Genomic DNA, 20628 nt, shown 5'->3' with positions numbered 1-20628 from the left:
AGACACGAAGGCCCGGCCCCTCCGGTCGAGGGGCCGGGCCTTCGCCGTGGCGGCTACTGCTTGCGCAGGCGGAACGTCAGGGTCAGGGGCTCGTCCGTGAACGGCTCCCCGTACGCGTCGTCCGCCTCGCCCTGGGCGAAGTCCGTCGCGAGGACCTCGTCCGCGATCAGCGCGGCGTGCTCCGTGAGGGCGGCGACCGTCGCCGCGTCCGTGGCCGTCCAGCGCAGCGCGATGCGGTCGGCGACGTCCAGGCCGCTGTTCTTGCGGGCCTCCTGGATCAGCCGGATCGCGTCACGGGCGAGGCCCGCACGGCGGAGGTCCTCCGTGATCTCCAGGTCGAGGGCCACCGTGGCGCCCGAGTCCGAGGCGACCGACCAGCCCTCGCGCGGCGTCTCGGTGATGATCACCTCGTCGGGAGCGAGGGTGACCGTCTCACCGTCCACCTCGACCGACGCCGTGCCCTCGCGCAGGGCGAGGGACAGGGCGGCGGCGTCCGCGGCCGCGACGGCCTTGGCGACGTCCTGGACGCGCTTGCCGAACCGCTTGCCCAGCGCGCGGAAGTTGGCCTTCGCCGTCGTGTCGACCAGGGAGCCGCCGACCTCGCTCAGCGACGCGAGGGACTCGACGTTCAGCTCCTCCGTGATCTGCGTGCGCAGTTCGGGGGAGAGCGCGTCGAAGCCCGTCGCGGCGATCAGCGCACGGCGCAGCGGCTGCCGGGTCTTGACGCCCGACTCCGCGCGCGTGGCGCGGCCCAGCTCGACCAGGCGGCGCACCAGCACCATCTGCTTCGACAGTTCCGGGTCGATGGCCGACAGGTCCGCCTCCGGCCAGGAGGCCAGGTGGACCGACTCCGGGGCGCCCGGGGTGACCGGCACGATCAGGTCCTGCCAGACCCGCTCGGTGATGAACGGGGTCAGCGGGGCCATCAGCTCGGTGACCGTCTCGACGACCTCGTGCAGCGTGCGCAGCGCGGCCTTGTCGCCCTGCCAGAAACGGCGGCGCGAGCGGCGGACGTACCAGTTGGACAGGTCGTCGACGAACGCGGACAGCAGCTTGCCGGCGCGCTGGGTGTCGTAGCTCTCCAGCGCCTGGGTCACCTGGTCGGTGAGCGCGTGGAGTTCGGACAGCAGCCAGCGGTCCAGCACGGGACGCTCGGCCGGGGCCGGGTCGGCCTCGCTCGGCGCCCAGCCGGTGGTGCGGGCGTACAGGGCCTGGAAGGCGACCGTGTTCCAGTAGGTGAGGAGCGTCTTGCGGACGACCTCCTGGATGGTGCCGTGGCCGACGCGGCGGGCCGCCCACGGGGAACCGCCGGCCGCCATGAACCAGCGGACGGCGTCGGCGCCGTGCTGGTCCATCAACGGGATCGGCTGCAGGATGTTGCCCAGGTGCTTGGACATCTTGCGGCCGTCCTCGGCGAGGATGTGGCCGAGGCAGACGACGTTCTCGTAGGAGGACTTGTCGAAGACCAGGGTGCCGACGGCCATCAGCGTGTAGAACCAGCCGCGGGTCTGGTCGATGGCCTCGCTGATGAACTGGGCCGGGTAGCGGGACTCGAAGAGTTCCTTGTTCTTGTACGGGTAGCCCCACTGCGCGAACGGCATCGAGCCCGAGTCGTACCAGGCGTCGATGACCTCCGGCACGCGCGTGGCCGTCTTTCCGCAGCCGTCGTGACGGCAGGCGAAGGCGACGTCGTCGATGAACGGGCGGTGCGGGTCGAGCGCGGACTGGTCGGTGCCGGTCAGCTCGGTCAGCTCGGCGCGGGAGCCGACGACCGTGAGGTGGTCGTCCTCGCAGCGCCAGATCGGCAGCGGGGTGCCCCAGTAGCGGTTGCGGGAGAGCGCCCAGTCGATGTTGTTGTTCAGCCAGTCGCCGTACCGGCCGTGCTTGACCGAGTCCGGGAACCAGTTGGTCTTCTCGTTCTCCTGGAGGAGGCGGTCCTTGATCGCCGTGGTGCGGATGTACCAGGACGGCTGCGCGTAGTACAGCAGCGCGGTGTGGCAGCGCCAGCAGTGCGGGTAGCTGTGCTCGTACGGGATGTGCTTGAAGAGCAGGCCCCGGGCGTCCAGGTCCTCGGTGAGCTGCTCGTCGGCCTTCTTGAAGAAGACGCCGCCGACCAGGGGGAGGCTCTCCTCGAAGGTGCCGTCCGGGCGGACCGGGTTGACGACCGGCAGGCCGTAGGAGCGGCAGACCTTGAGGTCGTCCTCACCGAAGGCGGGGGACTGGTGGACGAGGCCGGTGCCGTCCTCGGTGGTGACGTACTCGGCGTTCACCACGAAGTGGGCGGGCTCGGGGAACTCCACCAGCTCGAAGGGCCGCCGGTAGGTCCAGCGCTCCATCTCGGCGCCGGTGAAGGTCTGGCCGGTGGTCTCCCAGCCCTCGCCGAGGGCCTTCTCCACCAGCTGCTCGGCGACGACCAGCTTCTCCGTGCCCTCGGGGCCCTTCGTCGCGACGACATAGGTCACGTCGGGGTGCGCGGCGACCGCGGTGTTGGAGACCAGCGTCCATGGGGTGGTCGTCCAGATCAGCAGCGCGGCCTCGCCGGCCAGCGGGCCGGAGATCAGCGGGAAGCGGACGTAGACGGAGGGGTCGACGACCGTCTCGTAGCCCTGGGCCAGCTCGTGGTCGGACAGACCGGTGCCGCAGCGGGGGCACCAGGGGGCGACACGGTAGTCCTGGACCAGCAGGCCCTTGTTGAAGATCTCCTTCAGCGACCACCACACCGACTCGACGTACTCCGGGTCCATCGTCCGGTAGGCGTCGTCGAGGTCGACCCAGTAACCCATGCGGGTCGTGAGCTCGGCGAAGGCGTCGGTGTGCCGGGTCACCGACTCGCGGCACCTGGCGTTGAACTCGGCGATGCCGTACGCCTCGATGTCCTGCTTGCCGGAGAAGCCCAGCTCCTTCTCCACCGCCAGCTCGACCGGCAGACCGTGGCAGTCCCAGCCGGCCTTGCGGCCCACGTGGTACCCGCGCATGGTGCGGAAGCGGGGGAAGACGTCCTTGAAGACGCGGGCCTCGATGTGGTGGGCGCCCGGCATGCCGTTGGCGGTGGGCGGGCCCTCGTAGAACACCCACTCCGGGCGGCCCTCGGACTGCTCCAGGCTCTTGGCGAAGATCTTCTGCTCGCGCCAGAAGTCGAGCACGGCGTGCTCGAGCGCGGGCAGGTCGACCTGGGCGGGTACCTGACGGTACTGCGGCTGCGTATTCAACGAGCTTCCTCCGGCGGACGTACTGCCTTCCGTCGGAGGGACGAGAGCCGTAAAGGCTACGTACGCCGCTGTGTGCGGCGCGCTCCCGCGGTACCACCCTCCTTGGCCCCCCGGTGCGTCGTGTGCGCCGGTGAGCCCCCTCATTGGGGTCGCGAACCGGGTCTACTCGCCGTGACCTTCCCGTCACGTCTTTCTTCCGGCGGCTCCGGGGTGATCTTCACGTCGCGCTCGCCCCCGGGCTCCCACCGTCCCCGGGTCGCTCTGGGCTGCGTACGCCGCTACTCGTCCCCATCCACGCTTTTCGCTCCGCCCAGTGTACGGCGCCGCACGGGCGACGGCCGACCGGTTTCGGCGCCTGGCGCGGGGGAGGCCCCGTGCGGCCCCGCGTGACCCGAATGCCGACCTTGCGCGTCCGGCTCACGGCGGGCCCGGCCGGAACCGGACCGGCGGATTACCGGGCGGGGAGCTGGGCACAACGCATGCATGCCGGCCACGCGACGCACGGTGGGCGGGCGAATCGGGCGGCGTGCCCCGTTGCCGCGGGACCCGAGTCGATTTATCGTCCCAGCACGATTCGCGAGCAAGATCACAATATGTGAAGGGGCCGCGGCCATGGTGGCGAAGAAGACCGCCGTAGAGCAGTCGGAGACGACCGCGAAGAAGTCCGCTGCCGAGAAGGCCACGGCCGCGAGGAAGACGGCGGCGAAGAAGACCGTGACGAAGAAGCCCGTGACGAAGAAGCCCGCGGTGAAGAGGACCGCGGTGAAGAAGACCGCCGACGGCAGCGGCGCGGCCCACGACGTCGCGGCGGAGAAGGTCCCGGCGGAGCAGCAGAGCCCGGTGAAGAAGAACACGGCCGACAAGAGCACGGCGAAGAAGGCGGGCGCGGCCGAGGCCGCGGAGCAGACGGGAGCCACGACGGTGGTTGCGAAGAAGACTCCTGGCACGGCCACGGCGGCCAAGTCCGCGGTTCCGAAGGCGCGCGGCACCGCCGCGGAGCCCGGCGACCTCGCGGTACGCCCCGGCGAGGACCCCTGGACCCCGGCAGAGGTCGAGGAGGCCCGCGGGAAACTCCAGTCCGAGGCGGACCGGCTGCGCACCGAGATCGACCAGTCGGAGCGGTCGCTGCAGGGCCTGATGCGGGACTCGGGGGACGGCGCCGGCGACGACGAGGCGGACACCGGCACCAAGAACATCACGCGCGAGCACGAACTGGCGCTGGCCGCCAACGCGCGCGAGATGCTCACCCAGACCGAACGGGCCCTCGACCGCCTCGACGCGGGCACCTACGGCCTGTGCGAGAACTGCGGCAACCCCATCGGCAAGGCGCGCATGCAGGCCTTCCCGCGGGCCACCCTGTGCGTCGAGTGCAAGCAGAAGCAGGAACGCCGCTACTGAGCCGCAGCCGGGACGGAAGGCGTGCCGTACCCTCGTCCTCAGTCAGGTACCTAGGTCGAGGGACTCACGTGGCAGAGGCGGAGCGCATCATCGGTACGCCGGACACCCCGGACGCGGCGGGGGACGGGCAGGAGCGGCTCGACGCCGAGCGGGAGCAGGCCCCGGAGCGCCCCCGGGGCAGGCGCCGGGTCGCCGTGCTGTTCGCGGTCGCCGTGTTCGCGTACCTTCTCGACCTGGTCAGCAAGATGATCGTGGTCGCGAAGCTGGAGCACCACGAGCCGATCGAGATCGTCGGTGACTGGCTGAGGTTCGCCGCCATCCGCAACGCGGGCGCGGCCTTCGGCTTCGGCGAGGCCTTCACGATCATCTTCACGGTGATCGCGGCGGCCGTGATCGTCGTGATCGCCCGCCTCGCGCGCAAGCTCCACAGCCTGCCGTGGGCGATCGCGCTCGGCCTGCTGCTCGGCGGCGCCCTCGGCAACCTCACCGACCGGATCTTCCGCTCGCCCGGCGTCTTCGAGGGCGCGGTCGTGGACTTCATCGCGCCCAAGCACTTCGCCGTCTTCAACCTCGCCGACTCGGCGATCGTCTGCGGCGGCATCCTGATCGTGATCCTGTCCTTCCGCGGCCTGGACCCGGACGGGACCGTCCACCGGGACTGAGGCCCGCCCCGGCCCCCGTGCCGGACGGGCGTGCGGGAGCACCGGAGCCGTCCGGCATACTCGACGGGTGAGCACGCTTCCCGAGATCCGTACCCTGCCCGTGCCCGACGGCCTGGAGGGCGAGCGCGTCGACGCCGCCATCTCCCGCATGTTCGGCTTCTCCCGTACCAAGGCCGCGGAGCTCGCCGCGGCGGGCAAGGTGCAGGTCGACGGATCGGTGGTCGGCAAGTCCGAGCGGGTCCGCGGCGGTGCCTGGCTCGAGGTCGAGATGCCCCAGGCGCCCGCGCCGGTGCAGGTGGTCGCCGAGCCCGTCGAGGGCATGGAGATCGTCCACGACGACGAGGACGTCGTCGTGATCGTCAAGCCGGTCGGCGTCGCCGCCCACCCCTCGCCCGGCTGGACCGGGCCCACGGTCATCGGGGGACTGGCCGCCGCCGGATACCGCGTCTCCACCTCCGGCGCCGCCGAGCGGCAGGGCATCGTGCACCGCCTCGACGTGGGCACCTCCGGCCTGATGGTGGTCGCCAAGTCGGAGCGGGCGTACACCTCGCTCAAGCGCCAGTTCAAGGAGCGCACGGTCGACAAGCGCTACCACACGCTCGTGCAGGGCCACCCCGATCCCACCAGCGGCACCATCGACGCCCCCATCGGCCGCCACCCCCAGCTCGACTACAAGTGGGCCGTCACCGCCGAGGGCAAGCCCTCCGTCACGCACTACGACCTCATCGAGGCCTTCCGCGCCGCCTCCCTGCTCGACGTGAAGCTGGAGACCGGCCGCACCCACCAGATCCGCGTCCACATGGCCGCCCACCGCCACCCCTGCGTCGGCGACCTCACCTACGGCGCCGACCCGACCCTCGCCAAGCGGCTGCGCCTGACCCGCCAGTGGCTGCACGCCGTGCGGCTCGGGTTCGAGCACCCCGGCGACGGCCAGTGGGTGGAGTACGCCAGCGACTACCCCGAGGACCTCCAGCAGGCCCTGGACCGGGTGCGTGAGGAGACCTACGCATGAGCACCGCCGGCTACCAGGTGCGCGTCGCCGACGACCCGGCCGACCGGGAGGCGTGCTTCGCGGTGCGCAAGGACGTCTTCGTCGCCGAACAGAACGTCCCGGAGGACATCGAGTACGACGCCTACGACGCCGGTGCCGTGCACGTCCTCGCGGTCCGGGAGGACGGCGTACCGCTCGGCACCTCGCGGCTGCTGCACGGTGCGGCCGCCGCGGCGAAGAACGGCGACGGGGATCCGTCCGTCGGCTCCCTCGGGCGGCTCGCCGTCGTCCGGGACGCCCGCGGACTGGGCGTGGGCGCCGCCCTGGTGCGCGCGGTCGAGGACGCGGCACGCGCGCGCGGGCTGACCGCGGTCGACCTGCACGCGCAGACGCACGCCCTGGGTTTCTACGAGCGACTGGGGTACCAGGCGTACGGACCGGAGTTCCCCGACGCGGGGATACCCCACCGCGCGATGCGGCGCGTCCTGCCGTAGCCGAGCCGGACCGGCTGGTGGGGCCGGTCACATGGCAGGCTTGACCCTCGCCGTGTGAACGCCGAAACCCACCGGAGCGGTGACCGTGGATCAGTTGGCCCTGTTGTTCATGCTGCTGCTCGGGGCCCTGCTGAGCGTCCCGGTCGGGGACCGGCTCGGGCTGCCGGCGCCCGTGCTGATGACGGTCCTCGGCATCGTCCTGGCGCTGCTCGACTTCGTGCCCAACGTCGACATCCCGCCGGAACTCATCCTGCCCGCGCTGCTGCCGCCGCTGCTGTACGCGGCCGTGCGGCGCACCTCGTGGCGGCAGTTCGCGGCCAACAAACGCCCGATCTTCCTGCTGGCGGTCGCGCTGGTGTTCGTCACCACGGCGTGCGTGGCCACCGTGGCGCACGCGATCGTGCCGGGCCTGCCGATCGCCGCCGCCTTCGCGCTCGGCGCGCTGGTGGCGCCGCCCGACCCCGTCGCGGCGACCGCCGTCGCCGGCCAGCTAGGACTGCCGCGCCGCCTGGTGTCCATCCTGGAGGGCGAGGGGCTCTTCAACGACGTGACGGCCATCGTCCTCTACCACGTGGCCATCGCCGCGGCCGTCAGCGGTTCCTTCTCGCCCTGGCGGGCCGGGCTCGACCTGGTGCTGTCCGCCGTCGTCGCCGTCGCGGTGGGGCTCGCGCTGGGCTGGGGCGCCAACAAGCTGCTGGACGTGCTGGGGGACGCGACCCTGCAGATCGGGCTGACGCTGCTGGTGCCCTACGTGTCCTACGTGCTGGCCGAGGAGCTCCACGGCTCCGGAGTCCTCGCCGTGCTGACCACCGCCATGTTCCTCGCCGAGTACGCCGTCGGCGCCGACGACGTGATGACCCGGCTCGCCGGTCACACGGTCTGGGACGTCGTCGACACCCTCGTCACGGGCGTGGCCTTCGGACTGATCGGGCTGGAGCTGCACAACGCCATCCGCACGGCCTCCGGGCGCTGGGACGAACTGCTGGGCTGGGCCGGCGCGGTCGTCGGCGTCGTGATCCTCGTCCGGCTGGCGTGGCTGCTGCCGGCCACCTGGCTGACCCAGCGCCTGCACGCCCGGCGCGACCACGACGAGGACATCCCGACCAGTTGGCGGGAGACCGTCGTCATGTGGTGGTCGGGGATGCGGGGCGTCGCCTCGGTGGCGCTGGCGCTCGCCATCCCGCTGAAGACGGAGGACGGCTCCCCCTTCCCGAACCGGGAGGAGATCGTCTTCATCGCCTTCGGGGTGATCATGGTGACGCTGCTGCTCCAGGGCCTGACCCTGCCGTGGCTGGTGAACCGGCTGGGGGTGCGGTCGGACACCGAGCGCGAGAAGGACTACGAGAAGGCGCTCGCCGTGCGCGCGGCGAAGGCGGCGAAGCAGCGCCTCAAGGAGATCGAGGCGGTCGAGGAACTGCCGGAGGAACTGTCCGAGCAGATGCTGCGGCGGGCCTTCGACATCGGCATCCGCATCAGCCCGGACATCGGGGACGAGGAACGGCGCGAGGCGCAGCTGCAGCGGGCCCGGCGGCTGAAGCGGATCCGGCGGATCCAGGGCGAGATGCTCAGCGCCGCGCGGCACGAGGTGCTGGCGGCGCGCAGCGAACCCGGGGCCGACCCGGAGATCGTCGACCGGGTGCTGCGCCACCTGGACGTCCGCAGCCTGCGCTGACTGCGTCGCCCGGCCCGTGCCCGCGGGTCACAGGGACTTCCGCGACTGGTGCGGGAAGCGGCGGGCCTCTCCGTCCGGTGAGCGCCGGGAACCGGGGAAGCCGTCGTGGCCGGGACGCCGGTCCGCGTCCGCCGTGTTGACGCGGGGCAGGGCGTACGGGTGCTCGTCGGCCAGCCAGCGGATCATCTGCTCGCGCACCTCGACGCGTACCGTCCAGATGTCGTCCGCGTCCTTCGCCGTCACCAGCGCCCGCACCTGCATGGTGTTGGGCGTGGTGTCCGTGACGGTGAGGTTGTACGCCCGCCCGTCCCAGGCCGGGCAGCCGCGCAGGATGTCCCGCAGCCGCTCGCGCATCGCGTCCAGCGGGGCGGTGTGGTCGAGGTGCCAGTACACGACGCCGGTCATCTGCGGGGTGCCCCGCGACCAGTTCTCGAACGGCTTGGACGTGAAGTACGACACCGGCATCGTGATCCGGCGCTCGTCCCACGTGCGCACGGTCAGGAAGGTCAGCGTGATCTCCTCGACGGTGCCCCACTCGCCGTTCACCACGACGGTGTCACCGATGCGCACCATGTCGCCGAAGGCGATCTGCAGCCCCGCGAACAGATTGCCCAGCGTGGACTGCGCGGCGATGCCGGCCACGATGCCGAGGACGCCGGCCGAGGCCAGCAGCGAGGTGCCCGCCGTCCGCATGGCCGGGAACGTCAGCAGCATCGACGACACGGCGACGACGCCGACCACCGCGGAGACGACCCGCATGATCAGCGACACCTGCGTGCGCACCCGGCGCACCCGGGCCGGGTCGCGCTGGGCGTGCGCGTGGGCGTAGCGGGAGTACGACGTCTCGACGACCGCCGCGGCGATCCGGATCACCAGCCAGGCCGCGGAGCCGATCAGTACGAGCGTCAGCGTCCGGCCGACGCCCACGTGGTGCTCCGGGAAGACCCGGGCCTCGACGTACGTCCCTCTCAGCAGCGCCGCGCACAGCAGGAGCTGGTACGGGATGCGGGCACGGCGCAGCAGCCCCCACAGGGGCGTCTCGGGGTGCCGTCCGTCGGCCTTGCGCAGCAGCAGGTCGGTGGCCCATCCGATGACCAGGGTCAGCAGGATGGACCCGCCGACCACGATCAGGGGGCGGAGTACGGTCTCCATCCCTCGAACGTAACCGGACCGGCCAGGGCCCGAACCTGTGACTTGTGTCCCCCGCCGGGCGTCGCCGCCGGTCGCCCTGCCGGACCCGGCTGGCACCATGGCCTCATGAACATCGTGCTCTTTCACTCGACCCATGGCCCGAGGCCCGCGGTGCGGCAGGCCGCCGACCGGCTGCGCGACGCCGGGCACCAGGTCTGGACCCCGGACCTCTTCGAGGGGCGGACGTTCGACACGGTCGAGGAGGGCATGGAGTACCAGGACCGGACCGGCAGGGAGGAACTGCTGAAGCGGGCCGTGCTGGCCGCCGCGCCCTATTCCGAGCGCGGGCTGGTGTACGCCGGGTTCTCGCTCGGCGCCTCCATCGCCCAGACCCTCGCCCTCGGCGACCACCGGGCGCGCGGGCTGCTGCTCCTGCACGGCACCTCGGACATCGCCGCCAACGCCTCGGTGGACGACCTGCCGGTGCAGCTGCACGTGGCCGAGCCGGACCCGTTCGAGACGGACGACTGGCTCAGCGCCTGGTACCTCCAGATGGGCCGGGCCGGCGCGGACGTCGAGGTGTACCGGTACGCCGGGGCGGGTCACCTCTACACCGACCCCGGCCTGCCGGACTACGACGAGGAGGCCGCCGAGGCCACCTGGCGGGTGGCGCTCGGCTTCCTCGACACGCTCCAGCGGGAGGACGCGCCTCAGACGGGGGAGTAGACCCGCTCGACGCGCTGCGTCCCGCTGCGCGTGCGGTAGGAGCGCGCCCACGTCGACGTGGCGTCCGGGTCGGTGCGGTCGGAGACGACGTAGTAGTCCATCTGCGCCCGCTCGGCGGTGACGTCGAGCACGCCGTAGCCGTGCCGGTCGGTGTCGACCCAGTGGACGTGCCGGTTGGCCGCCCGGATGACCGGCGCGGCGACCGCGGACACCGTGCCCTCGGGGACCTTCAGGATGTCGTCCAGGTTGTCGGAGGTCACCGAGGTGACGACGAACTCGGTGGCCGCCGAGCCGGACAGGGGGTAGGTGGCGGCGTTGTACGGCACGTCGTTGGCCCACGCCATGTGGATGTCGCCGGTCAGGAAGACGGTGTTGCGGATCGCGCCGGAGCGCAGGTGGGCCAGGAGTTCGCGGCGGTCGTCGGTGTAGCCGTCCCACTGGTCGGTGTTGAGGGCGAGTCCCCCCTTCGGCAGGCCGAGGAGCTCGGCGAGCGGCCTCAGCAGCTCGGCGGGGAGCGAGCCGACCGCGAACGGCGACATCATCACCGGGTTGCCGACCAGCCGCCAGGCGGTGTCCGAGGACGACAGGCCGGCCTTGAGCCAGTCGAGCTGGGCGCGGCCGGTGAGCGTGCGGTCCGGGTCGTCGACGTCGCCGTTGCCGAGGGAGACCTGCTGCGAGCGGAACGAGCGCAGGTCGAGCAGCGACAGGTCGACGAGCTTGCCGAAGCGCAGCCGGCGGTAGGTGGTGCCGGCGATCGCGGGACGTACCGGCATCCACTCGAAGTAGGCCTGCCGCGCGGCGGCCTGACGCGCCGTCCAGGTGCCCTCCGCGCCCTCGGTGTGGTTCTCGGCGCCGCCCGACCAGGTGTCGTTGGCGAACTCGTGGTCGTCCCAGATGGCCACCACGGGCGCCACCGCGTGCAGCGCCCGCAGGTCGGGGTCCGTCTTGTACCGGGCGTGCCGGGTGCGGTAGTCGGCGAGGGTGACGATCTCGTGGGTGGGCGCGTGCTCCCGTACGACGGTGTCCCGGGTGCCGTACTGGCCGGTGCCGTACTCGTAGATGTAGTCGCCCAGGTGCAGCCAGGCGTCCAGGTCGCCGCGCGCCGCGAGGTGGCGGTACGCGGAGAAGTGGCCGGCCTCCCAGTTGGCGCAGGAGACCACACCGAAGCGCAGGCCCGTGACGGCCGCGTCGGCCGCGGGGGCGGTCCGGGTGCGGGCGACGGGGGAGTCGGTGGGGCCGGCGGAGAAGCGGTACCAGTAGTCCGTGGCGGGGGCGAGGCCGCGGATGTCCGCCTTGACCGTGTGGTCGGAGGCGGCGGTCGCGGTGAGCGACCCCTTGGCGACGACGTTCGTGAGCGCCTTGTCGGTGGCGACGACCCAGCCGACCTCGGTGTCCGGACCGATGCCCGAGCCGGGTATGGCCTCGGGCACCGGCGTCACCCGGGTCCACAGCAGGACGCCGTCGGGCAGCGGGTCACCGGAGGCGACGCCGTGCAGGAAGGCGGGGGCGGCGCCGGCGGCACCGGCGGGCAGTGCCGCGGCGAGCGGAGCCGCGAGGACGGCTCCGGCCGCCGCGGCCTTGACGACCGTACGGCGGCTGGGCGCGCGGAGGCCGGCGCGCTCGGCGGACGGGGGGAAGGTCTCTTCGGACGATCTGTGTCGACTGGTCACGGCCGATCAGGTTACTGATCGGTACGGCCGCGGACGGGCGAACTCGCAAAAGTCCGCCCGCCCGTCGGCCGATCGCCGGCCCGGGCTACTTGGTGACGCCCGCGTCCTTGAGCGCCTTCTGCCAGTCGGCGACGGTGCTCGGGTTCTCGATCACCTTGTCGTTGATCTTGATGGTCGGGGTCGACTGGACGCCCTCGGAGTCGTCGAAGGACTTGCTCATGCGCATCGCCCAGGCGTCGTAGGTGCCCTGCTTCACGGCGTCCTGGAACTTCTTGTTGTTCTTCAGGGCGTCGACCGTGTTCGCCACCTTGATCAGGTAGTCGTCCTCGGCGAACTCGTCGCTCGTCTCCGCCGGGTGGTACTCGGAGGAGTACAGCGCGGTCTTGTAGTCGAGGAACGCGTCCGTGCTGACGTTCAGCGCGGCGCCGAGCGCGCTCAGCGCGTTCTTCGAGCCCTCCCCGCTGAGGTTGCCGTCGAGGAAGGTGCCGATCGTGAAGGAGAGCTTGTAGTCGCCGTCCTGCATGCCCTTGTTGACGGTCTCGCCGATGTTCTGCTCGAAGGAGGCGCAGGCCGGGCAGCGCGGGTCCTCGTAGAGGTGGACCACGTTGTCGGACTTGGAGTCGCCGGCCACGATCGTGGTGCCGTCCTTGCCCGAGGTGTGGGCCGGGGCCACCACCTCGGCCTCGGCGGCCTTCTCCCAGCCGCTGGGCTTGTTCATCTGCACGACGGCGTAGCCGATGCCGCCGGCTATCGCCAGCACGCCGACGATGGAGCAGGCCACGATGACCTGCCGCCTGACCTTGTCGCGCTTGGCCTGGCGCTCGCGCTCCTCGCGCAGGCGCTCACGGGCCGCCGTCTTCGCCGACTGGCTGTTCCGCTTGCTCATGGTGATGTTCTCTCCGGGGACGCGCACACGGACGTGTGCGGAAATGGGTACGGGGGCTGGCTGTCGGCGCTCGGTGACCGGGGGGTCACACGAGGGCGAGCGACACCGGCGGTCCGCGCCGTCCCAGGGAGTGCGTGAGGATCCGCTCGCGGGCGCCGGCGGTGCGGCGGGCCGCCGGGGCCGGGCGGCGCACCGCCGGGGCCCGGCGGACGGCCACGGCCGCGACGGCGAGCAGGAGCGGCCGGAAGGTCGTCGCGGCCACCGCGCTCAGCAGCCGGCCCAGCGCGCGCTCGCCGCGCCGCAGCCAGGCCGCCGCGAGCAGGCCGACGCCGACGTGCGCGCCCAGCAGCAGCCAGGCGGTCGCGGGGTCGGCGTGGGCGAGCAGGGCCGCCACCCGGTCGGTGTCGGCGCCGGTCACCCGGGTCAGCGGCGTGCCGACCCCGGTCCCCACACCCATGCCATCGCCGCACAGCACGTCGAGGCCCACGGAGCGCAGGGGACCCGCGACCGGGCCCCCCGCCCTGCCGTAGCAGACGTGCTGGCCGGTGGTGAAGACGGTGTCGGCCGCCAGCTCCAGCGGGATCAGCAGAGCGGCGATCGGACCGAAGCCGCGCTCGCGCCGTCCGGCCAGGGCGTACGCGATCAGGAACACGGCGGCGGCGACCGCGGCCACCGTGCTCAGCGGCAGCGGCACCCCGGACAGCAGCACGTGCGACGCGGTGCTGAGGGTCACGACGAGTGCCGTGAACAGCGCCGCGCGTACGGCTCTGAGCGGGGTTCCGGATATGTCCATAGCGAGTCAAGAGTGTGTCATGGGGGCCGGTAAGAGCCCCCTAAAGGGTCCCTGTGAGAGAGCCGGCGGTCACAGGCCCGGGATCCGGCCGTTGCGGAAGAGGTCGACGAAGATCTGGTGGTCGGCTCGCGCGCGTGCCCCGTAGGTGTGGGCGAAGTCGACCAGCAGGGGTGCGAAGCCCTCCTCGTCGGCCGCGATCGCCGCGTCGATGGCCCGCTCGGTGGAGAACGGCACCAGGGACTCCCCGGACTGGTCGTCCGCCGCCGCGTGCATCGCGGCCGTGGCGCGGCCCAGGTCGGCGACGACCTCGGCGATCTCCTCCGGGTCGTCGATGTCGCCCCAGTCCAGGTCCACCGCGTACGGCGAGACCTCGGCGACCAGCTGGCCGGCGCCGTCCAGCTCGGTCCAGCCCAGCCACGGGTCGGCGTGCGCCTGGAGGGCGCGCTGGGAGATCACCGTGCGGTGGCCCTCGTGCTGGAAGTAGTCCCGGATCGCCCGGTCGGTGATGTGCCGGGAGACCGCCGGGGTCTGGGCCTGCTTGACGTAGATCACCACGTCGTTCTCCAGGGCGTCGCTGTTGCCCTCGAGGAGGATGTTGTACGACGGCAGGCCGGCGGAGCCGATGCCGATGCCCCGGCGGCCGACGACGTCCTTGACGCGGTAGGAGTCCGGGCGGGCCAGCGACGACTCCGGGAGCGTCTCCAGGTAGCCGTCGAAGGCGGCCAGCACCTTGTACCGCGTGGCCGCGTCCAGCTCGACGGAGCCGCCGCCGGCCGCGAACCGGCGCTCGAAGTCGCGGATCTCCGTCATCGAGTCCAGCAGCCCGAACCGGGTCAGCGAACGGGCGACGCGCAGGGCGCCCAGCAGCGGGCCCTCGGCGGTGTCCAGCGTGAACGGCGGCACCTCGTCGCTCTTGGCGCCCGTGGCCAGCGAGTGGATCCGCTCGCGGTACGCGCCCGCGTACACCCGCACCAGCTCGGTGATCTGCTCGTCGCTGAGCGCCTTCGCGTACCCGATCAGCGCGATCGAGGCCGCGAAGCGCTTGAGGTCCCAGGTGAAGGGGCCGACGTAGGCCTCGTCGAAGTCGTTGACGTTGAAGATCAGGCGGCCGGTGGAGTCCATGTACGTGCCGAAGTTCTCCGCGTGCAGGTCGCCGTGGATCCACACCCGGGAGGTCCGCTCGTCCAGGTACGGGCCCCCTTCGGTCTCCGCGCTCAGGTCCTTGTAGAACAGGCACGCCGTGCCCCGGTAGAAGGCGAAGGCCGAGGCCGCCATCTTGCGGAACTTCACGCGGAACGCGGCCGGGTCGGCGGCCAGGAGCTCGCCGAACGCGGTGTCGAAGACGGCGAGGATCTCCTCGCCGCGGTGCTCGTCACTGAGCTGCGGAACCGACATCGCTGGGTGCCTCCTGGTACGGGTGGTGCGTGGCGAGTACAGCGGAAACTGCACTCGGACCAACGTTCGAGGGCACGCGGGAGTGCCCGTGGCCCGGGGCCGGCCCGACACGCGCGGCCCCGCACGAAGGTACGCGGCCGGGGCCCCGGAGTGTCAGTGGCGGGGCATAGACTTCGACGCTGACCCCCGGACTGACCGCAGCCCGTCGCCCAGAGCCCACCCGTCGCCCGACCACCGCCCCTCAACGAGGCGCTTCGCGCCAAAGCCCTGATCAGGAGGCCGCACGTGTCCAAGCCGCCGTTCACGCACCTGCACGTTCACACCCAGTACTCGCTGCTGGACGGTGCCGCGCGGCTGAAGGACATGTTCGACGCGTGCAACGAGATGGGCATGACGCACATCGCCATGTCCGACCACGGCAACCTGCACGGGGCGTACGACTTCTTCCACTCCGCGAAGAAGGCCGGCATCACCCCGATCATCGGGATCGAGGCGTACGTCGCGCCCGAGTCGCGCCGGAACAAGCGCAAGATCCAGTGGGGCCAGCCGCACCAGAAGCGGGACGACGTCTCGGGCTCCGGCGGCTACACCCACAAGACGATGTGGGCGACGAACAGGACGGGGCTGCACAACCTCTTCCGCCTCTCCTCCGACGCGTACGCCGAGGGCTGGCTGCAGAAGTGGCCCCGGATGGACAAGGAGACCATCTCCCAGTGGTCCGAGGGGATCGTCGCCTCCACCGGCTGCCCCTCCGGCGAGGTGCAGACCCGGCTGCGCCTCGGCCACTTCGACGAGGCACTCAAGGCCGCCGCCGACTACCAGGACATCTTCGGCAAGGACCGCTACTTCCTGGAGCTGATGGACCACGGCATCGAGATCGAGCACCGGGTCCGCGACGGCCTGCTGGAGATCGGGAAGAAGCTCGGCATCCCGCCGCTGGTGACGAACGACTCGCACTACACCTACGCGCACGAGGCGACCGCCCACGACGCCCTGCTGTGCATCCAGACCGGCAAGAACCTCTCCGACCCGGACCGCTTCCGCTTCGACGGCACCGGCTACTACCTGAAGTCCACGGACGAGATGTACGCCATCGACTCCTCGGACGCCTGGCAGGAGGGCTGCGCCAACACGCTCCTGGTCGCGGAGATGGTCGACACCGCCGGCATGTTCGAGAAGCGCGACCTCATGCCGAAGTTCGACATCCCCGAGGGCTACACGGAGATCACCTGGTTCCAGGAGGAGGTCCGCCGCGGCATGGAGCGCCGCTTCCCCGGCGGCGTCCCCGAGGACCGCCAGAAGCAGGCCGAGTACGAGATGGACGTCATCATCCAGATGGGGTTCCCGGGCTACTTCCTCGTGGTCGCCGACTTCATCATGTGGGCCAAGAACCAGGGCATCGCGGTGGGCCCCGGCCGAGGCTCCGCGGCCGGTTCGATCGTGGCGTACGCGATGGGCATCACCGACCTCGACCCGATCCCGCACGGCCTGATCTTCGAGCGGTTCCTCAACCCCGAGCGCGTCTCCATGCCCGACGTCGACATCGACTTCGACGAGCGCAGGCGCGTCGAGGTGATCAGGTACGTGACGGAGAAGTACGGCGCCGACAAGGTCGCCATGATCGGCACCTACGGCAAGATCAAGGCGAAGAACGCCATCAAGGACTCCGCGCGCGTCCTGGGCTACCCGTACGCGATGGGCGACCGCCTCACCAAGGCCATGCCCGCCGACGTCCTCGGCAAGGGCATCGACCTCAACGGCATCACCGACCCGACGCACCCGCGGTACAGCGAGGCCGGCGAGATCCGCTCGATGTACGAGAACGAGCCGGACGTCAAGAAGGTCATCGACACCGCCAAGGGCGTCGAGGGCCTGGTCCGGCAGATGGGCGTGCACGCCGCCGGCGTCATCATGTCCAGCGAGCCCATCGTCGACCATGCCCCGATCTGGGTGCGGCACACCGACGGCGTCACCATCACGCAGTGGGACTACCCGCAGTGCGAGTCGCTCGGCCTGCTGAAGATGGACTTCCTCGGCCTGCGCAACCTCACGATCATGGACGACGCCGTCAAGATGGTGAAGTCCAACAAGGGCGTCGACCTCGACCTGCTGTCCCTGCCGCTGGACGACCCGACGACCTTCGACCTGCTCCAGCGCGGCGACACGCTCGGCGTCTTCCAGTTCGACGGCGGGCCGATGCGCTCCCTGCTGCGGCTGATGAAGCCCGACAACTTCGAGGACATCTCCGCCGTCTCCGCGCTCTACCGTCCCGGCCCCATGGGCATGGACTCGCACACCAACTACGCGCTGCGCAAGAACGGCCTCCAGGAGATCACGCCGATCCACAAGGAGCTGGAGGAGCCGCTCCAGGAGGTCCTCGCGGTCACCTACGGCCTGATCGTCTACCAGGAGCAGGTGCAGAAGGCCGCCCAGATCATCGCGGGCTACTCGCTCGGCGAGGCCGACATCCTGCGCCGCGTGATGGGCAAGAAGAAGCCCGACGAACTGGCGAAGAACTTCGTCCTCTTCCAGGAGGGCGCCCGCAAGAAGGGCTACAGCGACGAGGCCATCCAGGCCCTGTGGGACGTGCTGGTCCCCTTCGCCGGCTACGCGTTCAACAAGGCCCACTCGGCCGCGTACGGCCTGGTCTCGTACTGGACGGCCTACCTCAAGGCCAACCACCCCGCCGAGTACATGGCCGCGCTGCTCACCTCGGTCAAGGACGACAAGGACAAGTCGGCGGTCTACCTCAACGAGTGCCGCCGCATGGGCATCAAGGTGCTCCCGCCCAACGTCAACGAGTCCATGTCGAACTTCGCCGCGCAGGGCGACGACGTGATCCTCTTCGGCCTCTCCGCCGTGCGCAACGTGGGCACCAACGTGGTCGACTCGATCATCAGGTGCCGCAAGGCCAAGGGGAAGTACACCTCCTTCCCCGACTACCTGGACAAGGTGGAGGCGGTGGTCTGCAACAAGCGCACCACCGAGTCGCTGATCAAGGCCGGCGCCTTCGACGAGATGGGGCACACCCGCAAGGGCCTCACCGCGCAGTACGAACCGATGATCGACAACGTGGTCGCGGTCAAGCGCAAGGAGGCCGAGGGCCAGTTCGACCTCTTCGGCGGCATGGGCGAGGAGCAGAGCGACGAGCCCGGCTTCGGACTCGACGTGACCTTCAGCGACGAGGAGTGGGACAAGACCTACCTGCTCGCCCAGGAGCGGGAGATGCTGGGGCTGTACGTCTCCGACCACCCGCTCTTCGGCCTGGAGCACGTGCTCTCCGACAAGGCCGACGCGGGCATCTCCCAGCTCACCGGCGGTGACTTCGGCGACGGCGCGGTCGTCACCATCGGCGGCATCATCTCCGGTCTCCAGCGCAAGATGACCAAGCAGGGCAACGCCTGGGCCATCGCCACCGTCGAGGACCTGGCCGGCTCCATCGAGTGCATGTTCTTCCCCGCGACCTACCAGCTGGTGTCCACCCAACTCGTCGAGGACGCCGTGGTGTTCGTCAAGGGGCGCCTGGACAAGCGGGAGGACGTGCCGCGGCTGGTCGCGATGGAGCTGATGATCCCCGACCTGTCCAACGCGGGCACCAACGCGCCCGTGGTCCTCACCATCCCGGCGACCCGGGTCACTCCGCCGATGGTCAGCCGTCTCGGCGAGATCCTCACGCACCACCGGGGCGACAGCGAGGTGCGGATCAAGCTCCAGGGGCCGACGAAGACGACGGTGCTGCGCCTGGACCGGCACCGGGTGAAGCCCGATCCGGCATTGTTCGGCGACCTGAAGGTGCTGCTCGGCCCGTCCTGCCTGGCGGGCTGACGGCCGGGAACGGCGAAGGGGCGCACCCGGCACCGGGTGCGCCCCTCCGTGTCACCGTGGGCGTGACCGCCCGCGCGCCGGACGTCAGTTGTGGCCGAAGCGCTTCTGCCGCTTGCGGGAGGACGCGTCGCCGGGCGACATCGGCGGGGCGTGCTGCTCCTCGCGGTCCAGTACGGCCGACTCGGCGGCCTGCGGGGCACGGGCGGACGGGGACTGCTTACGGTCACGGTTGTTCTTGTTCTTGGCCATGGTGATCTACCTCCTGAGGGGGATCTGTCGGGCCAGGTACCGCCTCAGATTCACATAGACTGAAAAAGAACGCATATCGGGTAATTACCGTGCGTGACACGGCTCATCGGGTCGCGGGCCGCCGAAACGCCACGCCGAAGATCGAGTTCGGGCCGTTAACCTCCGCGCCGTCGGGCAGACTCGAAGGAAGCCCGAAGCAAACCTCCCGGAAAGAGGGTGGATCGCGTGGACCGCTGCATCGTCCTGGTGGACGCCGGGTACCTGCTGGGAGCGGCCGCGAGTCTCCTCGCCGGGGAGCCCTCGCGCTCGCGCATCACCGTCGATCACGCCGCCCTCATCCAGGGGTTGCGCGACCGCGCCGAGTCCGACACGCAGCAGCCCCTGCTGCGCATCTACTGGTTCGACGGCGCCCCCGACCGTGTCCCGCAGCCCGAGCACCGCCGCCTGCGCGTGATGCCCAGGGTGACCGTCAGACTGGGGGCCCTCACGCGCAGTGACGGCCGCTGGGCGCAGAAGGGCGTGGACGCCGCCATGCACGCCGAGCTGACCGAGCTGGCCCGCAACCGGGCCTGTTCCGACATCGTCCTCGTGACCGGCGACGGCGACCTGCTGCCCGGCATGATGGCCGCCAAGGAACACGGCGTCGCCGTCCACCTGTGGGCCGTACAGGCCGCCGACGGCGACTACAACCAGTCCGAGGACCTGGTCGCCGAGGCCGACGAGCGCCGAGTGCTGGACCGGGCCTGGATCACCAAGGCGGTGCGCGCCAAGGAGGTCGGCGGCATCTGCGCCCCGCCCCCCGTGCCCCGGCCCGAGATCGCCGCGATCCTCTCCGCGCCGCTGCCGGAGTCCGCCCTGTCCGCCGCGGCCGAGCGCCCCGCCCGGGAGCCCGCGCACCCCGCGGCGGACACCGCCGCACGCAACGGCACCGAGGAACGCGCGACGCCCGCCAGGGGCGTCCCCACCCCCAAGGACCTGGCCTCCCTGCGCGCCCCCGGCGCCCCTCCCGCCGCGCACCCGCCGACCGCCACCCTGCGCTGGTCCTCCGACAAGGGCTGGGTCGACCGGCCCGCCGCCGAGCCGGCCGAGGCCGTCGCCCTGCCGACCCTGGCCCAGCTCACCACGGCCGAGCAGCGCTGGGCCGACCGCGAGGAGGACATCACCACGGTCGGCGGCGACCCGTACGAGGTCGGGCAGGTCTTCGCCCGCCGCTGGGTGGAACGCCTCGGCGACCACGGCCACCTGCAGAAACTGTCGGGCATGTACCCCCGCATCCCGCACCGGGTCGACGGAGAGCTGCTGCGGTACGCCGCCCGCTTCGGACTGCTCGCCCACAAGGACGACCAGATCGACGAGCGCGACCGGTACGCGATCAGAGCCGGGTTCTGGCGGGAGATCGACGTGCGGACCGCCACGGAGCACGCCCCCGCCGGGGAGTGACGCCCTGGCCGAATTGATGCTTATGGGCGGACCCGAGGGCGAGGCGGGGTTCACGACCACGTACTCTCGTCCCTTGTGAATACGCGC

At 71.1% G+C, this 20628-nt stretch carries 15 protein-coding genes; 8 read left to right on the top strand and 7 right to left on the bottom strand.

Features of this window, described 5'->3' with window-relative positions; all coding sequences use genetic code 11:
• Window positions 1–53: 53 nt before the first annotated feature.
• Window positions 54–3209, bottom strand: coding sequence for an isoleucine--tRNA ligase (gene ileS / locus ACGF3H_RS01525; protein WP_362494690.1), 3156 nt, complete (start codon window positions 3207–3209; stop codon window positions 54–56).
• Between the two features lie 612 nt (window positions 3210–3821).
• Here ileS and ACGF3H_RS01520 point away from each other — a divergent pair.
• The 5 genes from ACGF3H_RS01520 to ACGF3H_RS01500 all read left to right on the top strand — a co-directional run bounded on the left by ACGF3H_RS01520 (window position 3822) and on the right by ACGF3H_RS01500 (window position 8426).
• The gene (locus ACGF3H_RS01520) at window positions 3822–4607 is read left to right on the top strand and encodes a TraR/DksA family transcriptional regulator (protein ID WP_362494693.1); all 786 of its coding nucleotides are present in this window, start codon (window positions 3822–3824) and stop codon (window positions 4605–4607) included.
• Window positions 4608–4675: 68 nt separating this feature from the next.
• Window positions 4676–5269: a signal peptidase II gene (lspA, locus tag ACGF3H_RS01515; protein ID WP_362494695.1), complete on the top strand. Its 594-nt coding sequence runs from the start codon at window positions 4676–4678 to the stop codon at window positions 5267–5269.
• Window positions 5270–5336: 67 nt separating this feature from the next.
• Window positions 5337–6281 (top strand): RluA family pseudouridine synthase, encoded by a 945-nt coding sequence (locus tag ACGF3H_RS01510; protein WP_362494697.1) that lies wholly within the window; start codon window positions 5337–5339, stop codon window positions 6279–6281.
• Window positions 6278–6754, top strand: a complete 477-nt coding sequence (locus ACGF3H_RS01505; RefSeq protein WP_362494699.1) for a GNAT family N-acetyltransferase — start codon at window positions 6278–6280, stop codon at window positions 6752–6754. Before ACGF3H_RS01510 ends, ACGF3H_RS01505 begins: the two co-directional genes overlap by 4 nt.
• 85 nt (window positions 6755–6839) lie before the next feature.
• Window positions 6840–8426 carry a Na+/H+ antiporter gene (locus tag ACGF3H_RS01500; RefSeq protein ID WP_362494702.1) on the top strand — a complete coding sequence of 529 codons (1587 nt, stop codon included), beginning with the start codon at window positions 6840–6842 and terminating at the stop codon, window positions 8424–8426.
• A gap of 27 nt (window positions 8427–8453) precedes the next feature.
• On the opposite strand, the gene ACGF3H_RS01495 is transcribed toward ACGF3H_RS01500, so the two are convergent.
• Window positions 8454–9578, bottom strand: coding sequence for a mechanosensitive ion channel domain-containing protein (locus ACGF3H_RS01495; protein ID WP_362494704.1), 1125 nt, complete (start codon window positions 9576–9578; stop codon window positions 8454–8456).
• A gap of 105 nt (window positions 9579–9683) precedes the next feature.
• On the opposite strand from ACGF3H_RS01495, the gene ACGF3H_RS01490 reads away from it, so the two are divergent.
• Window positions 9684–10283: a dienelactone hydrolase family protein gene (locus ACGF3H_RS01490; protein ID WP_362494706.1), complete on the top strand. Its 600-nt coding sequence runs from the start codon at window positions 9684–9686 to the stop codon at window positions 10281–10283.
• On the opposite strand, the gene ACGF3H_RS01485 is transcribed toward ACGF3H_RS01490, so the two are convergent.
• From ACGF3H_RS01485 to ACGF3H_RS01470, 4 genes are all read right to left on the bottom strand, one after another.
• A complete protein-coding gene (locus ACGF3H_RS01485) occupies window positions 10268–11953 on the bottom strand; it encodes an alkaline phosphatase D family protein (protein WP_362494708.1) in 1686 nt (561 codons plus the stop codon). The genes ACGF3H_RS01490 and ACGF3H_RS01485 overlap by 16 nt on opposite strands.
• Window positions 11954–12038: 85 nt before the next feature.
• Window positions 12039–12839, bottom strand: coding sequence for a DsbA family protein (locus ACGF3H_RS01480; protein ID WP_362494711.1), 801 nt, complete (start codon window positions 12837–12839; stop codon window positions 12039–12041).
• An 85-nt stretch (window positions 12840–12924) separates the two neighbouring features.
• A complete protein-coding gene (locus ACGF3H_RS01475; protein WP_362494712.1) occupies window positions 12925–13632 on the bottom strand; it encodes a hypothetical protein in 708 nt (235 codons plus the stop codon).
• Window positions 13633–13701: 69 nt separating this feature from the next.
• Window positions 13702–15027: a DUF2252 domain-containing protein gene (locus tag ACGF3H_RS01470; protein ID WP_362494714.1), complete on the bottom strand. Its 1326-nt coding sequence runs from the start codon at window positions 15025–15027 to the stop codon at window positions 13702–13704.
• 285 nt (window positions 15028–15312) lie between these two features.
• Between ACGF3H_RS01470 and dnaE the strand changes: the two genes are divergently transcribed.
• On the top strand, window positions 15313–18852 hold the full coding sequence (gene dnaE, locus ACGF3H_RS01465; protein ID WP_362494717.1) for a DNA polymerase III subunit alpha: 3540 nt from the start codon (window positions 15313–15315) through the stop codon (window positions 18850–18852).
• 84 nt (window positions 18853–18936) lie between these two features.
• On the opposite strand, the gene ACGF3H_RS01460 is transcribed toward dnaE, so the two are convergent.
• A complete protein-coding gene (locus ACGF3H_RS01460; protein WP_362494718.1) occupies window positions 18937–19101 on the bottom strand; it encodes a hypothetical protein in 165 nt (54 codons plus the stop codon).
• 225 nt (window positions 19102–19326) lie between these two features.
• On the opposite strand from ACGF3H_RS01460, the gene ACGF3H_RS01455 reads away from it, so the two are divergent.
• Window positions 19327–20541, top strand: coding sequence for an NYN domain-containing protein (locus ACGF3H_RS01455; protein ID WP_362494721.1), 1215 nt, complete (start codon window positions 19327–19329; stop codon window positions 20539–20541).
• Window positions 20542–20628 lie beyond the last annotated feature (87 nt).

The organism is Streptomyces sp. NPDC048185, assembly GCF_043202495.1.
Taxonomy (GTDB): Bacteria; Actinomycetota; Actinomycetes; order Streptomycetales; family Streptomycetaceae; genus Streptomyces.
Note: the sequence above shows the minus strand (reverse complement) of the source record. Positions and strands in the feature narration are given on the sequence as shown.

Excerpts from the sequence above, each read along its gene's own strand:
- ACGF3H_RS01470 (WP_362494714.1), bottom strand. The coding sequence starts at position 15,027 with ATGTCGGTTCCGCAGCTCAGTGACGAGCACCGCGGCGAGGAGATCCTC.
- ACGF3H_RS01490 (WP_362494706.1), top strand. The coding sequence starts at position 9,684 with ATGAACATCGTGCTCTTTCACTCGACCCATGGCCCGAGGCCCGCGGTG.
- ACGF3H_RS01505 (WP_362494699.1), top strand. The coding sequence starts at position 6,278 with ATGAGCACCGCCGGCTACCAGGTGCGCGTCGCCGACGACCCGGCCGAC.
- ACGF3H_RS01475 (WP_362494712.1), bottom strand. The coding sequence starts at position 13,632 with ATGGACATATCCGGAACCCCGCTCAGAGCCGTACGCGCGGCGCTGTTC.
- ACGF3H_RS01520 (WP_362494693.1), top strand. The coding sequence starts at position 3,822 with ATGGTGGCGAAGAAGACCGCCGTAGAGCAGTCGGAGACGACCGCGAAG.
- ACGF3H_RS01495 (WP_362494704.1), bottom strand. The coding sequence starts at position 9,578 with ATGGAGACCGTACTCCGCCCCCTGATCGTGGTCGGCGGGTCCATCCTG.
- ACGF3H_RS01460 (WP_362494718.1), bottom strand. The coding sequence starts at position 19,101 with ATGGCCAAGAACAAGAACAACCGTGACCGTAAGCAGTCCCCGTCCGCC.
- ACGF3H_RS01480 (WP_362494711.1), bottom strand. The coding sequence starts at position 12,839 with ATGAGCAAGCGGAACAGCCAGTCGGCGAAGACGGCGGCCCGTGAGCGC.